This is a genomic window from Kitasatospora nipponensis (assembly GCF_039528135.1).
Lineage (GTDB): Bacteria > Actinomycetota > Actinomycetes > Streptomycetales > Streptomycetaceae > Kitasatospora > Kitasatospora nipponensis.
Genome location: NZ_BAAALF010000046.1, coordinates 14555 through 29123 on the forward strand (window position 1 = coordinate 14555; position 14569 = coordinate 29123).

The window sequence follows — 14569 nt, forward strand, 5'->3', positions numbered from 1 at the left end:
CCGGTGGGTGCGACTACCTGATCAGCAGGTCAGCACCGGAGCGGCCCAGTCGGCGTGGTCGCTGTTGTTGCCGTCGCCGCCGTCGGTCACCACCAGGTGCAGCTCCATCGCGCCGGTCAGGTCGGCGGTCAGGTGCGCGCCGGGGCCGGTGCCGGTGAGCAGGCCGCTGTCGGCGACCTTGGTGGCGTCCTTGTAGATCTGGAAGTCGACCGTGCCCCGGCCGTACGTCTCGTCGTCCACGCCCACCGTGGTGCTCAGCGAGGTGCAGGCGCCGCCGAGGTAGTAGACGATCTCACTGGCCGCGTTGGTGCCCAGGCCCTTGGCGTAGGTGGTGCCGCGGATGCTGAGGGTCTGGCCGTCGGCGAGCCCGTTGTCGCCGTTGCTCATGTCCTTCTCCACCGGACCCCAGCCGTTGCCGGCCGAGGACCAGGTCAGGTCGGAGAGCTGGTGGGTGCCGGCGGCGGGACCGTTGCCGCAGGCGATCCGGGCGCCCGCCCAGTCGGCGTGGTCCCAGCTGGTGCCGTCACCGGCGTCGGTGACCACCAGGCGCAGGGTGCTCGCGCCGGTCAGGTCGGCGGTCAGGTGCTGGACCGCGCTGGTGCCGGTGACCCGGCCGCTGTCGGCGACCAGGGTGTCGTCCCTGTAGACCTGGAAGTCGACCGAGCCCTGCCCGCCGGTCTCGTCGTCCACGCCCACGTCGGTGACCAGGTTCTTGCAGGCGCCGCCGAGGTTGATGCTGACGCTGCTGGCCGCGTTGGTGCCCAGGCCCTTGGCGTAGGAGGTGCCGCGGATGCTCAGCCGGCGGCCGTCACCGGCGGCCCAGTCGCCGTTGCTGCGGTCGCGCTCGATGGGGCCCCAGGCGTTGGCCTGCGCGGCGAAGGGCAGGTCGCTGACGTAGTTCATGCCGGTGGGCGGCGGGACCGGCGAGCTCGGGGTGACCTTGAACATCGCGGTGCCGTGCCCGGGGACGGTGGCGCTGAGGGTCCCGGTGGTGGTGCTCGTCGCCTTGGACCACAGGTCCTTGACCCGGTACGAGCTCGCGCCGCCGATGCCCAGGGTCTGCACGGTGGTGGAGACGGTGGCGTCGTACGAACCCTCGTTGGTGAGGGTGACCGCGCGGCTGCCGTCGGCCAGCGGCTTGGACATCACCACCAGGCCGTTCGCGCTGGAGACCACCGAGCCCTGCTTGCCGAGCGGGTCCTGGTCGACCGCGATGACGTCGGTGTTGGTCAGGATGTCGAAGGTCTGCTGCTGCGCTGTGCGCAGGTCGGTGCCGATCATCAGCGGGGCGGCCATCTCGGACCAGAGGCTGAAGTGCGTCTGGTACTCGGTGCCGGTCATCCCGCCGTTGCCGACCTCCAGCATGTCGGGGTCGTTCCAGGCGCCGGGCTGGGCGTAGGTCGACAGGCCCTGGTTGGCGTGCGCGATGGCGATCATGCTCTGCCAGTTGTCGCTGATGTCACCCGTGGTGCGCCAGGAGTTGCCGACCGAGGGCGCCCAGCTCCACGGCTGGGTGGAGCCCCACTCGCAGATGCTGTACAGGATCGGGCGGCCGGTCTTCTTGAGCGCGTCGCCCATCGCCTTGTAGCGGCTCTGGGCGTCGACGCCCTGGTTGTTGCAGTTGTCGTACTTGAGGTAGTCCACGCCCCAGGAGGCCCAGAGGTCGGCGTCCTGCTGCTCGTGACCCAGGCCGCCGGGGAAGCCCTGCACGTCGCAGGTGTGGGTGCCGGCGCTGGAGTAGAGCCCGAACTTCAGGCCCTTGGCGTGGACGTAGTCGGCCAGCGCCTTGATGCCGTCGGGGAAGCGGACCGGGTCGGCCACCAGGTTGCCGGCGGCGTCGCGGTTGGGCAGGGCCCAGCAGTCGTCGAGGTTGACGTACTGGTAACCGGCCGCCTTGAGGCCCTTGCTGACGAAGAGGTCGGCGATGCCCTTGACCATCGCCTCGTTGAACTGGGAGCCGCAGTGGGTGGAGTTCCAGTTGTTGAAGCCCATCTGCGGGGCCAGGTCGATGCCGTTGTCCACGGCCATGGCGGCCGGGGCGGTGGCCAGTTGGAGCCCGACGACGGCGGCGCCACCGCCGGCGAAGAGGGACAGGGCGGTACAGAGCGCGCCGAGACGGCGATGGGGGGCTCTGCGGATCGGACGCAAGGGAACCTCCGGTAGCGACGGAACAGGACGCAATCAAACGGAACATCACATATGACAGTGCGCGTTCCGGTGCATGTCAAGGGATCTGACGTCCATTCATGAACGATCTTGTTTGATTCTGTGCGAAACCGGACGTCGGAGCGGGTAGGTGCGGCGGTGTGGCGCGGACGCGACGGAGCGGGGCGCGACCGGTGTGGTCGCGCCCCGCTCTCGGGTGGGTCCTCGGCTGCCGCCGGCCGCCGGCGGTCGGTCAGCGCAGCTTCGCCAGCACGGCGTTCGCCATGGCCCGCTCGCCGGTGGCGTTGGGGTGGAACGGGACGGCGGGGGAGCCGGGCAGCGCACCCTCGATCCACCGGTCGTCCGAGCAGGCGTCGTGTCCCTGGGTCGGGGTCTGGGTGTCCACGTAGGTGGCGCCGTTGGCGGCCGCGGTCGCCGCCAGCATGCCGTTCAGCTGCCCGAGGATCCCGTGCAGGTAGGCCACGTCGCCGACGGTGACCGGCTGGCGGCCCGCGCAGGTCGAGGCGTCGGCGGGCAGCACCGAGGGGTAGCCGACCAGCAGCACCTTGGCGTGCGGCGCGCGGGCGTGGATCTGCTGCAGGGCGTCGGCGAGCCGGGGCGCGGCCGCGTCGATCCGGTCCACCAGGGTGTCGTCGCCGTAGCTCCAGCTCCAGCTGAAGGAGGACCAGCTCCAGGACCAGTGCCCGTGCCCGTACACGTCGTGGCAGGGGGTGCCGGCCGGGTTGACCACCGCGCCCGCGATGCAGGTGGCGATCACCTCGCCGATGCCCAGGCTGGAGCCGCCCAGGTCGTTGCCGCCGATCCCCAGCGTCACCAGTTGGGTGTCGCCGGACAGGGCGTCCAGCTGCGGGTCGTTGACCCGGAAGACCGCGTCGTACTGGGCGCTGGAGAGGTCCTGGATCCGCGCGGCCGAACAGGTGGCGTCGGTGTAGGAGGCGCTGCCGAGCGCGGCGGACACCAGGTGGCCGTAGTTGTGGTCCGAGCGCAGGCACAGGCCGGCCGACTGGCCGGGCACGCCGGCCCCCGCGGAGTAGGAGTCGCCGAGCGCCACGTAGGCACCGGTGGTGCCGGTGGCGGCGCCGGCCGAGCCGGTACCCAGCGAGACCAGTGAGGTGGCGAGGAGCAGGCTGCCGAGGAGTTTCGCGGCAGGGCGGAGCGTGCGGGCAGGGCGGAGCACGGTTCCTCCTGGGGGAGAGAAACGAGAAGGGTGGGTGGGGGCACGGCCGCGGCTGCTACTGACAGGTAAGTTACCGTCAGGTTTCCGAAGCGTCTACGGAATCGGCACCGTGAATTGCGCTCCGAATTTCGCGTCGCAATGGAGCGGAATTCGTGGTCCCACCGATGAGTTCACCCTTCCGGTCGAGGGCCGAGCGCCGCCCGGCGCACCGGCGCCCGCCGGTTGACGCCCCGATCGCCAGGACGCAGGATCGACGCACCCGACGGCCGCCCCTGGAGGACCCCCGCATGGCATTCGACGCCGACGTCATCGTGATCGGAGCGGGACTCGCGGGACTGGCCGCCACCGCCGAACTGGCCGACGCCGGGCGGCGGGTGATCCTGCTCGACCAGGAAGGGGCGGCCTCGCTGGGCGGTCAGGCGCACTGGTCCTTCGGCGGCCTCTTCCTGGTCGACTCGCCCGAGCAGCGCCGGATGCGGATCCGCGACAGCCTCGACCTGGCCCGGCAGGACTGGCGGGGCACGGCCGGCTTCGACCGCGCCGAGGACCTCTGGCCGCGCCGGTGGGCCGACGCCTACCTGGACTTCGCCGCCGGTGAGAAGCGGGCCTGGCTGCGCGCGATGGGCGTGCGGTTCTTCCCGGTGGTCGGCTGGGCCGAGCGCGGGGGGCTGGACGCCGGCGGCCCGGGCAACTCGGTGCCGCGCTTCCACATCGTCTGGGGCACCGGGCCCGGCCTGGTCGAGCCGTTCGCCCGGCGGGTGCGGGCGGCGGTGGCCAAGGGCCTGGTCGAGCTGCGGTTCCGGCACCGGGTCACCGCGCTGGGCGCCAGCGCCGGGGCCGTCGACACCGTCAGCGGCGAGGTGCTGGTGGCCGACGACGTCGAGCGCGGGCGCGCCTCCTCGCGCGAGGTGGCGGGCGCCTTCGAGCTGCGCGCGCAGGCCGTGGTGGTCACCTCCGGCGGCATCGGCGGCAACCACGACCTGGTCCGCGCGGCCTGGCCGGAGCGGCTCGGCACCCCGCCGGCCCGGCTGCTCAGCGGGGTGCCGGCGCACGTCGACGGGCTGATGCTGGGGGTGACCGGCGCGGCCGGGGGCCACCTGATCAACGGCGACCGGATGTGGCACTACACCGAGGGCATCGAGAACTGGGACCCGATCTGGGCTCGGCACGGCATCCGGATCCTGCCCGGCCCCTCCTCGCTCTGGCTGGACGCGCGCGGGCGGCGGCTGCCCGTCCCGCTCTTTCCCGGATTCGACACGCTGGGCACGCTGGAACACATCATGCGGACGGGCCACGAGCACACATGGTTCGTACTCACTCAGAAGATCATCGAAAAGGAGTTCGCGCTCTCCGGCTCGGAACAGAACCCGGATCTGACCGGCCGCAGCATTCGCCAGGTGCTCGCCCGGGCGCTGCCCGGCGCCACCGCGCCGGTGGAGGCGTTCAAGCGGCACGGCGCGGACTTCGTGGTCGCCGACCGGCTGGCCGACCTGGTGCGTGGGATGAACGAGCTGACCGCCCAGCACGCCGGCGACGCGGGTGAGGCGGGCGGACCGGAGACGGGCGGGGGCGTGCCGGTGCTGGAGGAGGCCGCGCTGCGGCGCGAGATCGAGGCCCGGGACCGCGAGTTGGCCAACCCCTTCGGCAAGGACCTGCAACTGGCGGCCGTCCGCGCGGCCCGCCGCTACCTGGGCGACAGGCTGATCCGCACCGCCGCGCCGCACCGGCTGCTGGACCCGAAGGCCGGACCGCTGATCGCGGTGCGCCTGCACGTGCTGACCCGCAAGTCGCTCGGCGGGCTGGAGACCGACCTCGCGGGCCGGGTGCTGCGGGCGGACGGCGAGGTGCTGGAGGGGGTGTACGCGGCCGGCGAGGCGGCGGGGTTCGGCGGCGGCGGGATGCACGGCTACCGCTCGCTGGAGGGGACCTTCCTGGGCGGCTGCCTCTTCTCCGGGCGGACGGCCGGCCGCGCGGCCGCCGCGGCCACCGCGTGACGGCCTGGGGGGTGGGGCTCGCGGCCCGGTCGAGCCGCGGAGGAGGGGAGGGCTGTCCGCGCGCTGTCAAGGGGGTATGAGGACATGTCAGGTTTCCGCCTGACTGGCCGTCGGCGTACGGAGCGGTCTTCGCAGGTAGGGGCGCTTCCGGCAACCGACTCGTCTACGCGCGTTCACCGACCGTCCGCCGAATGGCCTTCCACTCCTGGGAGAGTCCCCGCCATGGATATCCCACGCATGGGCGTGCCCGAGAAGCTCGCCAACCGCATGAACATGGCCGAGCAGCACGAGTACCTGCGCAGCCGGCTCTCCCGCCGCAGTGTGCTGCGCACCAGCGCGATCACGGTGGGCGCCCTCGCCGTCGGCGGCGCGCTCGGCACCGGCACGGCGTACGCCGCGCCGACCAGCCCCACGCTGCTGGGTGACGCCGCGTCGGCCGTCGACGGGTCCAAGGTCATCCCGGTCGGCCGCCACCTCGCGTTCGGCCCCGAGCCGGACACCCAGTTCCGCGTCTCCTGGCAGGTGCCGGTCCCGGTCAAGAAGCCGTTCCTGCGCTACGGCAAGACCCCCTGGGACCTGAGCCACAAGGTCGAGGCCGAGATCCGCGCGCTGCACACGCCGGCGCTGGTGCCCGGGCAGAGCCCGGTCGACCAGTACTACGTGCACGTCGCGCTCGAGGACCTGCACCCCGACACCACGTACTACTACGGCGTCGGCCACCAGGGCTTCGACCCGGCCGCCCAGCAGGCGATCTCCGCGCTCGGCACCTTCACCACGGCCGCCTCGCGCGACCACCGCTGGGGCAAGGTCTACGACCCGTTCACCTTCACCGCCTTCGGTGACCAGGGCGTCAGCGCCCACGCGGCCAACAACGACAACGTCATCCTGGCCCAGAACCCCAAGTTCCACCTGCACGCCGGTGACATCTGCTACGCGGACCCGGACGGCCAGGGCCTGGACGCCGACAAGGCCGACTTCAAGGCCACCACCTGGGACGCGTTCCTGGTGCAGACCGAGGCCGTCGCCGCCAAGGTCCCGTGGATGGTCGCCTACGGCAACCACGACATGGAGGCCTGGTACTCGCCGAACGGCTACGGCGGCGAGGACGCGCGCTGGTTCCTGCCGGACAACGGCCCGGACAAGCGCGTCGCCCCCGGCGTGTACTCCTTCCGCTACAGCAACGTCGGTGTCATCTCGCTGGACGCCAACGACGTGTCCTACGAGATCCCGGCCAACCTCGGCATCACCGCCGGTCGTCAGACCAAGTGGCTGGACCGCACCCTCAAGGACTTCCGCAACGACGAGACCATCGACTTCGTCGTGGTCTTCTTCCACCACTGCGCCTTCTCCACCACGCACCAGCACGCCTCCGACGGCGGCGTGCGCGACGCCTGGGTGCCGCTGTTCGAGAAGTACCGCGTGGACCTCGTGATCAACGGTCACAACCACGTCTACGAGCGCACCGACGCGATCCTCGGCAACAAGGTCTCCAAGGCGATCCCCAGCGGCGCCACCCTGGAGCCGGCCAAGGACGGCGTGGTCTACGTGACCGCGGGTGCCGCCGGTCGCAGCATCTACTCGTTCGACTCGCCGCAGACGTACGAGGGGCACGAGAACCGCGTGGACGAGGTGAACACCTACCACTTCGTCAAGGGCCAGCAGAAGGTCACCGAGACGGTCGAGTGGTCGCGCGTGCGCTACCTCGGCTACTCGTTCATCAAGGTCGACGTGACCCCGGCGCACCTGGGCCAGAAGTCCTCGATGAAGGTCACCGCGCTGACCGAGACCGGCCAGCAGATCGACCACTACACCATCGTGCGCAAGGTCGGCGAGGGCTGGGACAGCACCACGGACGACGACGGCCAGGGCGGCGGCTGGGGCTGGTAGCCCCGGTGGCCGGGCGCCCGCGGGGTGCTCGGTCGTGCCCGACCGGCGACGGCCGCTGACGGACGGACGTCGCACCGCGAGCCCCCTGGGAGCACCTCTCCCCGGGGGCTCACGGCGTTCCCGCGCGTGGATGCGGGTGGAGGGGAGTCGCGGGCGGCTGACCGGGAGACAATCACCCGGGGGCCGTTCGGCTCCCGGGTCCGTCGAGGAAAGGTCAGGGCCGTATGTCACAGCAGGTCAGGGGCGTCATCGCCCGAGGCAAGGGCGAGCCGGTTCAGGTGGAGACGATCGTCGTACCCGACCCGGGACCGGGGGAGGCGGTGGTCAAGGTCCAGGCCTGCGGCGTCTGCCACACCGACCTGCACTACCGGGAGGGCGGGATCAACGACGACTTCCCGTTCCTGCTCGGGCACGAGGCCGCCGGTGTGGTGGAGAGCGTCGGCGAGGGCGTCGAGGACGTCGCCCCCGGTGACTTCGTGATCCTCAACTGGCGTGCCGTCTGCGGGCAGTGCCGCTCCTGTCGGCGCGGCCGGCCGCAGTACTGCTTCGCCACCCACAACGCCAAGCAGAAGATGACGCTGCTGGACGGCACCGAGCTCTCGCCCGCGCTGGGGATCGGCGCCTTCGCCGAGAAGACCCTGGTGGCGGCCGGACAGTGCACCAAGGTGGACCCGGCGGCCTCGCCGGCCGCGGCCGGCCTGCTGGGCTGCGGCGTGATGGCGGGCCTCGGTGCGGCGATCAACACCGGCGGCGTGGGCCGCGGCGACACCGTCGCGGTGATCGGCTGCGGCGGGGTCGGCAACGCGGCGGTGGTCGGCGCCCGGCTGGCCGGCGCGGCGAAGATCATCGCGGTGGACATCGACCCGCGCAAGCTCGTCACGGCGCGGGGGCTCGGCGCCACCCACACCGTCGACTCCTCCAGCGGTGACCCGGTCGAGGAGATCCGGGCGCTGACCGGTGGGAACGGCGCGGACGTGGTGATCGAGGCGGTCGGCCGCCCCGAGACGTACCGGCAGGCGTTCTACGCCCGCGACCTGGCCGGCACCGTGGTGCTGGTCGGCGTGCCGACGCCGGAGATGACGCTGGAACTGCCGCTGCTGGACGTCTTCGGGCGGGGCGGCGCGCTGAAGTCCTCCTGGTACGGCGACTGCCTGCCCTCGCGGGACTTCCCGATGCTGATCGACCTGTACCTCCAGGGCCGGCTCGACCTGGACGCCTTCGTCACCGAGACCATCGCGCTGGACGACGTCGAGCAGGCGTTCGCCCGGATGCACGACGGCGACGTGCTCCGTTCGGTGGTGGTGTTCTGATGCACGTGCTGCCCCCCGAGCCCGAGATCGAGCACCTCGTCACCGCCGGCACCTTCGAACTGGACGGTGGCAGCTGGGAGGTGGAGAACAACGTCTGGATCATCGCGAACGACCGGGACGCGGTGGTGATCGACCCGGCGCACGACGCGCCGGCCATCGCGGCGGCGGTCGGCGACCGCCGGGTGCTGGCGATCATCTGCACCCACGCGCACAACGACCACGTCAACGCGGCCCCCGCGCTGGCGGCGCTGACCGGTGCGCCGATCATGCTGCACCCGGCGGACCTGCCGCTGTGGAAGCAGGCGCACCCCGGTGACCAGCCGGACGAGGAGCTGAGGGACGGTCAGCGGATCACCGTCGGCGGCCTCTACCTGCACGTGCGGCACACGCCCGGGCACAGCCCGGGTGGCGTGAGCATCTACGTGCCGGCGCTGGAGGCGGTCTTCACCGGGGACACGCTCTTCCAGGGCGGGCCGGGTGCCACCGGGCGGTCGTTCTCGGACTTCCCGACCATCATCGACTCGATTCGCGACCGGCTGCTCGACCTGCCGCCGCAGACCGTGGTGCACACCGGGCACGGGCCCACCACGACGATCGGCCAGGAGGCACCGCAGCTGGCGGAGTGGATCGCGCGCGGGCACTGAGGGCGGGGGCGAGTGCGGGTGCGGGGCGTCGGGTGTGGGGGGTGCGGGGCGGCCGTCGATCGGGCGGCTGATGACGGGTGACCGGTGTCGGCTGACCGTTGTTGGATGACCGCCGCCGGCTGACGGATGACAGAATCTGAAATCTGTCATCCGTCAGCTCGACGTCAGATAACCGACACCGGATGACAGGTGTCGGTTGGCCGATGTCAGGTGACCGGTGTCAGATAACCGCGGCCGGATCACCGATGCCAGACGCCCGCCGTCGGACGGCCGACGGCGTCACCGCCGCCGCCTCACAGCGCCGCGAGCTGCTCCGCCAGCGTGTCACTGTGCTGGAACGTCAGTCCGGCCAGCGCCACGTGCTTCCAGCGCACCGCGCCCGTGGCGTCCAGGATGAACACCGAGCGGCGCAGTCCCAGGCCGGGGACGGCGATCCCGAACGCCTTGGCCACCGTGCGGTCGGTGTCGGCGAGCAGCGGGAAGCCGAGCCGGTGCTTGCGGGCGAACGCCTCGTGGCTCTCCAGCCCCTGCGGGCTGATGCCCCAGACCGTCGCCCCCAGGTCCTTGAAGCGGTCCAGGTCCGAGGTGTACGAGCAGAGCTGCTTGGTGCAGACGGCCGTGTCGTCGCCCGGGTAGAAGACCAGCACCAGCGGGTGTCCCTTGGCGTCGGCGAGGCGGTAGTCGTGGAACTCGGGTGAGCCCTCGGTGAGCAGCAGGCCGGGCAGGGTGAAGTCGGGTGCGGGGGAGCCGACCTCGGGAGACTTGGCCATCGGGGATCCTCTGTGAGTCCAGGGAGACAGAACGTTCGTTCTGCTCGCATGCTAGCCCGTTTCGCTGGCTCGGCGCCAGCGTGACGCGTGCACGCGGTGGAGTACGGTCGAGAGCGTGAGTACGTCTGCCGCCGCCCCGGCCAACGCCGGCTCGTCACCCGCCACCCCATCCTCCACCGTCGCCACCGCGTCGTCCGCCGGCGCCGGCCCGTCCTCCGCCGTTTCGGCGTCCGTCGCCGCGCTGCCCGCCAAGGCGCGGGTGCTGGCCACGGCCACCCGGCTGTTCTACACCGAGGGGATCCACACGGTCGGCGTGGACCGCATCGTCACCGAGGCGGGTGTCACCCGGGCCACCTTCTACCGGCACTTCCCGGGCAAGGAGGACCTGGTCCGCTGTTACATCCAGGAGTGGGACCAGCGGATCCGGGCGGAGTTGGCGCAGGCGGTGCCCGGGTTGACGGCGGCTCGGCTACTGCCGCTGCTGGTGACCCGGCTGGGCCAGGAGATGTGCGGACCGGGTTTCCGGGGCTGCCCGTTCATCAACGCCTCCGCCGAGTACCCCGACCCCGAGCATCCCGTCTCGCAGGCGATCACGGAACACCGGGCGTGGCTGCGGGGGGCGTTGGTGCGACTGCTCGGCGACGCCGGGGTGCCGGAGCCGGAGCGGCGAGCCGACATCGTGGTCCTGCTGCGCGACGGCGCGATGGTGGGCGCCGCGCTCGGTGACCCGGCGGTGGTGGCCGACCGACTGGCGGCCGCGGTCGCCGAACTGGTCGGCTAGCGCCGGTCGGGCTGAGCCGGGCCCGCGCCGGCAGGGCGCGGTGCGGCGCGGTCGCGCACCGGCGGGCGAGGGGTCAGCGGCGCGGGCCGTACATGATCACCGCTACACCGGCCAGGCAGATCGCGGCGCCGGCGAGGTCGTAGCGGGTCGGCCGGAAGCCGTCGACCAGGACGCCCCAGAGCAGCGAGCCGGCCACGAAGACCCCGCCGTAGGCCGCGAGCACCCGGCCGAAGTGGCTGTCCGGTTGCAGCGCGGCGACGAACCCGTACCCGCCCAGCACCACCACGCCGACCCCGGCCAGCCACCACGGCCGGGACTCGCGCACGCTCTGCCAGATCAGCCAGCATCCGCCGATCTCGGCGACGGCGGCGAGGGCGAAGAGGGCGACGGAGCGCAGCACGGTCATGGCGGCCAGCGTAGGGCCGCACCCCGGCGGGCCGGTCGGCGCCGGGGCCGATCGCGTGCCGGGGCCGGCCGGGGGTCGGTCAGAACGCCGAGTGGGTGAACCAGCGGGTGAGCAGGTCCTGGTCCCCCTCGGTCGCCAGCACGGGCGCGGTCCGCTCCAGGCGCCCGTAGACGAGCAGCAGGAGGTCGGCGGCCGCCCCCTGGACGCTCGCGTCGGCGACCGTCCCGGAGTCGGCAGCCCCGGCGCCGGTCGCCCCGGAGTCGGCAGCCCCGGCGCCGGTCGCCGCGGCGCCGGCCGCCTCCAGCGCGAAGCCGTCGGGGCGCAGCCGGACCAGCCAGCTCTCGGGCCCGTCGGTGCAGCGGAAGCGGATGGTCTCGTCCTGGCCGCGCAGCTCGCCCACCTCGGGGCGGAAGAGCGTCGCGAACGGCAGGTTGACCAGGAACTCGTCCAGCCCGTCGACGGCGAGGTCGCGGTCGATCACCGGCTCCAGCCCGAGCGCCAGCTCCGCGTCCACGCGGTGCACCAGCGTCTCGAAGAGCATCCGGCGGGCCCAGAACCGGGCGTGCTGGTCGGCGCCCCAGGCCCACATCGGGGCGTCCGGGTCGGTGCCCGCGAAGGCGTCGGCGGCCTCCAGGGCGCTGGCGGCCAGCCAGCCGGGGTAGTCCTGCGGTGCGTCCGGCAGCTGCAGGTCCACCTCGCGGCTGGTCGGCGGCTGCTGGCTCCGCCGGCGCAGCAGCACCGAGAACCAGCGCTGCACGCTGCCGGCGTGCTTGACCAGGTCGGCCAGCGTCCAGCCGGGGCAGGTCGGCACCGGGGTCGTCGGATCGGCCTTCTCGACCGCCGCCACGAACACGGCGGTCTGGGCGGCCACGGCCGCGCGGTGGTCGACCGGGCGGTGGTCGACCGGGCGCGCGGCGTGGTCGGGGAGCTCGGCTGCGGTCATGGTGGTGCGCCTCCTGGCGTGCTGGGCGGGTGAACCGGCGCCGAAGCCTAACCCGCCCTGACGCGCCTCGACCCGCCCACCGAGGACGGCGGGCGGGTCGAGAGGGGTCCGGTCGGCGGGCGTCCCGTCAGCGGTGGCCCAGCGGGGCGAGCAGGGCGGCGATCCGGGCCGCCGAGGTGCCCAGGCCGCCGGGGCCGGGAGTCGGCAGCGGGCCGGTGGGTGGGCCGGCGGGCCGGCGCAGGGTGCCGGCGCCACGGGCCGCGGTGGCGAGCCGGTGGTGGTGGGCGGCGGGCTGGTACTCCAGCGCGTCCTCCCGGTAACGGTCGCAGTCCCGGTGCCAGACGTAGATGCCGCTGATCCAGTTGTAGAGGTCCGCGACGTACTCGTCGAGCTCCCTGCGCTGGCTCGGGCTGAGGTCGAAGTCGTCGTAGAGCACCGGGAGTTCGTGGGTCGTCAGGTGCTCGATCTGGCGCATCCGGGAGGCCATCAGGTCCTGGACCACGGCGGCGGCGCGGGTGGTGTCGCAGTCCAGGAAGGACTGCACCACCAGGATCGCGTTGTGCAGCTCGCCCTCGAACTGGATCTCCTTCTGGTAGGAGAAGAAGTCGTTGATCAGGCAGGCGTAGTCGCTCACCGCGTTCTCCAGCGCGCGCATCGGGCCGGACTCGAAGACCGCGGCCGGCGCCTCCCGCTGGTGGGCGAACCGGATGAGGCCGGTGGTGAGTTCGGAGCCGAAGGTGTGCCGGCGCATCTCGATGTAGTCGATGGGGTCGGGGATCCGGTGCTGGGCGGTGTTCCGCACCTCCCAGACCCAGCTCTCCAGCATGACCTCGACGGCCTCCCGGAAGGTCTGGCGTGCGGCGGGCGGCATCGGCCGGGCGGTCCGTTCCCAGAGGTCGGCCAGGCCGCGCTCCAGCGCGGTGGCCGGCGGTGGGCCGGCGCTCGGGTCCTGGAGCGGCATGAAGCGGGCGAGTCGCTCGACGCAGGCCTGCGCGCCGGGCACGTTGCCCGGGTGGCCGAAGGCGAGCGGGAACCAGTCGTCCGCGTAGGTGCCCCAGATCAGCCACCGGGCCGACAGGTCCAGTGCCTCGGGGGAGGCGTCCGGCCCGATCCCGGCCGAGCAGAGCGCGAGGTCGTAGGCCTTGAGCTGCCGCTCGCTCCAGACCCCGGAGTCGGGCACGCCCGGGACCACGTCCAGGTACCCCATGGCGCGTGCCCACTCGCCGGAGGTGCGCCGGGCCGCGTCCAGGTGCGGGCTCAGCCGCGGGGCGACGGGCAGCGTGAACTCCGGTACCGGCAGCGGGCCGACCTGCTGGTACGGGACGTGGCTGAAGCCGCGCAGCAGGCCCGACAGGCCCGGCAGGTCCAGGGTGCGGCGCAGGTCGGCGGCCGAGGTGCCGAGCCCGACCGGGACCGTCGAGAACCGGCCGAGCTCGCCGCCCGCGGGGGCGCCCGCGCCGCCGTCCCGGTCGGCGCGGTCGTTCATGTAGCGGCTGGAGCGCAGGTGCCACTCGTGCCCGCCGGACTGCCAGTCCTGCAGCCCCTTGGTGTACGCCAGCACCCGGGCGATCTCGTCGGGGCCCAGCGCGTGCTCGGCGAAGAGCGGCGGCAGTTCGGTCAGCGCGGTGTTCTCGAACTGGTGCAGCCGGGAGGTGAGCAGGTCGTTGACCGCGTCGGCGGCCTGCTGGGTCTCGTAGCCCAGGAAGTGCTCCAGGACCAGCACGCCGTTGCTCAGCTCGCCCTCGTCCCGGGTCTCGCGCTCGTACGAGAAGAGGTCGTTGCGCAGGTGGACGCCGTCGGCGAAGGCGTCCCGCAGCACCCGCAGCGGCCGGCTGCCGGCGACGGCGGCGGGCACCTCGGCCCGGGCCGCGTACTCGATCAGGCCGGCCGACCAGGGCGCGCCGCCGACCTTGCGGCGCATCTCGATGTACTCCACCGGGTTGGGGATCCGGTGGATGTTCATGTTGGCGATTTCCCAGTCGGACTCGTTGAGCAGGTGCCGGGTGCTCTCGGCGAACCTGGCCCGCCAGTCCAGTGACATGGCGGGCACGGTGCGGGCCCAGAGGTCGGCGAGCCCGGCCTCCACCGGGTTGGTCGGTTCCGGGAAGCCGTCGGCCAGGTCCATCGGCATGAAGGCCGGCAGCCGGTCCAGGTAGGCCTTGCCGCCGGCCCGGTCGCCGAGGCGTTTGAAGGTGTCCAGGAAGTGGTCGTCGAAGAAGAACACCCAGACGTACCAGTCGGCGACCAGGTCCAGCGCGGCACTGTCGCAGTCGGGGTGGGTGTAGGCGCAGAGCAGTGCGTAGTCGTGGTCCTCCAGGTCCTGGAGGTCCCAGATGCCGGAGCCCTCCAACATGCCCATGCCACGGGCCCAGTCGCGGGTGTGCGACCGGGCGGACTCCAGGTGCGGGTTGAGCCGGGCGGGGTGCGGCAGGTAGAAGTCGGGCAGGACGAAGGGTTGCGTCACGTGGTTCCCCCCATGGGCCGCGAGCCG

Annotated in this window: 11 protein-coding genes and 1 pseudogene; 5 read left to right on the forward strand and 7 right to left on the reverse strand. The window is 72.5% G+C overall.

All coding sequences use genetic code 11. The features are described from left to right. Nucleotides 1-21: 21 nt before the first annotated feature. The 3 genes and pseudogenes from ABD323_RS46015 to ABD323_RS15620 form a co-directional block, all read right to left on the reverse strand. Nucleotides 22-483, reverse strand: a complete 462-nt coding sequence (locus ABD323_RS46015) for an NPCBM/NEW2 domain-containing protein (RefSeq protein ID WP_425556012.1) — start codon at nt 481-483, stop codon at nt 22-24. Further along, nucleotides 475-2148: pseudogene (locus ABD323_RS15615) on the reverse strand (NPCBM/NEW2 domain-containing protein); the annotation flags it as partial. The pseudogene ABD323_RS15615 and the gene ABD323_RS46015, both read right to left, overlap by 9 nt. 250 nt (nt 2149-2398) lie before the next feature. Next, entirely contained in the window at nt 2399-3343 is a 945-nt protein-coding gene (locus tag ABD323_RS15620; RefSeq protein WP_344442182.1) for an SGNH/GDSL hydrolase family protein, read from the reverse strand. A gap of 287 nt (nt 3344-3630) precedes the next feature. Here ABD323_RS15620 and ABD323_RS15625 point away from each other — a divergent pair, with 287 nt between their 5' ends. The 4 genes from ABD323_RS15625 to ABD323_RS15640 all read left to right on the forward strand — a co-directional run bounded on the left by ABD323_RS15625 (nt 3631) and on the right by ABD323_RS15640 (nt 9178). Further along, nucleotides 3631-5337 (forward strand): FAD-binding dehydrogenase, encoded by a 1707-nt coding sequence (locus ABD323_RS15625; protein WP_344442183.1) that lies wholly within the window; start codon nt 3631-3633, stop codon nt 5335-5337. A gap of 222 nt (nt 5338-5559) precedes the next feature. After that, nucleotides 5560-7224 carry a purple acid phosphatase family protein gene (locus ABD323_RS15630; protein WP_344442184.1) on the forward strand — a complete coding sequence of 555 codons (1665 nt, stop codon included), beginning with the start codon at nt 5560-5562 and terminating at the stop codon, nt 7222-7224. A 224-nt stretch (nt 7225-7448) separates the two neighbouring features. Further along, complete coding sequence (locus ABD323_RS15635) at nt 7449-8534, forward strand: S-(hydroxymethyl)mycothiol dehydrogenase (protein ID WP_344442185.1); 1086 nt, start codon at nt 7449-7451, stop codon at nt 8532-8534. Further along, entirely contained in the window at nt 8534-9178 is a 645-nt protein-coding gene (locus ABD323_RS15640; RefSeq protein WP_344442186.1) for an MBL fold metallo-hydrolase, read from the forward strand. The genes ABD323_RS15635 and ABD323_RS15640 overlap by 1 nt, the downstream gene beginning before the upstream one ends. A 293-nt stretch (nt 9179-9471) precedes the next feature. On the opposite strand, the gene ABD323_RS15645 is transcribed toward ABD323_RS15640, so the two are convergent. Continuing rightward, on the reverse strand, nt 9472-9948 hold the full coding sequence (locus ABD323_RS15645; protein ID WP_344442187.1) for a peroxiredoxin: 477 nt from the start codon (nt 9946-9948) through the stop codon (nt 9472-9474). A gap of 115 nt (nt 9949-10063) precedes the next feature. On the opposite strand from ABD323_RS15645, the gene ABD323_RS15650 reads away from it, so the two are divergent. After that, nucleotides 10064-10729 (forward strand): TetR/AcrR family transcriptional regulator, encoded by a 666-nt coding sequence (locus ABD323_RS15650; RefSeq protein ID WP_344442188.1) that lies wholly within the window; start codon nt 10064-10066, stop codon nt 10727-10729. 73 nt (nt 10730-10802) lie between these two features. On the opposite strand, the gene ABD323_RS15655 is transcribed toward ABD323_RS15650, so the two are convergent. The 3 genes from ABD323_RS15655 to ABD323_RS15665 all read right to left on the reverse strand — a co-directional run bounded on the left by ABD323_RS15655 (nt 10803) and on the right by ABD323_RS15665 (nt 14542). After that, entirely contained in the window at nt 10803-11135 is a 333-nt protein-coding gene (locus tag ABD323_RS15655; RefSeq protein WP_344442190.1) for a YnfA family protein, read from the reverse strand. A gap of 79 nt (nt 11136-11214) precedes the next feature. Next, nucleotides 11215-12078 (reverse strand): maleylpyruvate isomerase family mycothiol-dependent enzyme, encoded by an 864-nt coding sequence (locus ABD323_RS15660; protein ID WP_344442191.1) that lies wholly within the window; start codon nt 12076-12078, stop codon nt 11215-11217. A gap of 127 nt (nt 12079-12205) precedes the next feature. Further along, nucleotides 12206-14542: a terpene synthase family protein gene (locus tag ABD323_RS15665; RefSeq protein ID WP_344442192.1), complete on the reverse strand. Its 2337-nt coding sequence runs from the start codon at nt 14540-14542 to the stop codon at nt 12206-12208. Between the last annotated feature and the right edge of the window lie 27 nt (nt 14543-14569).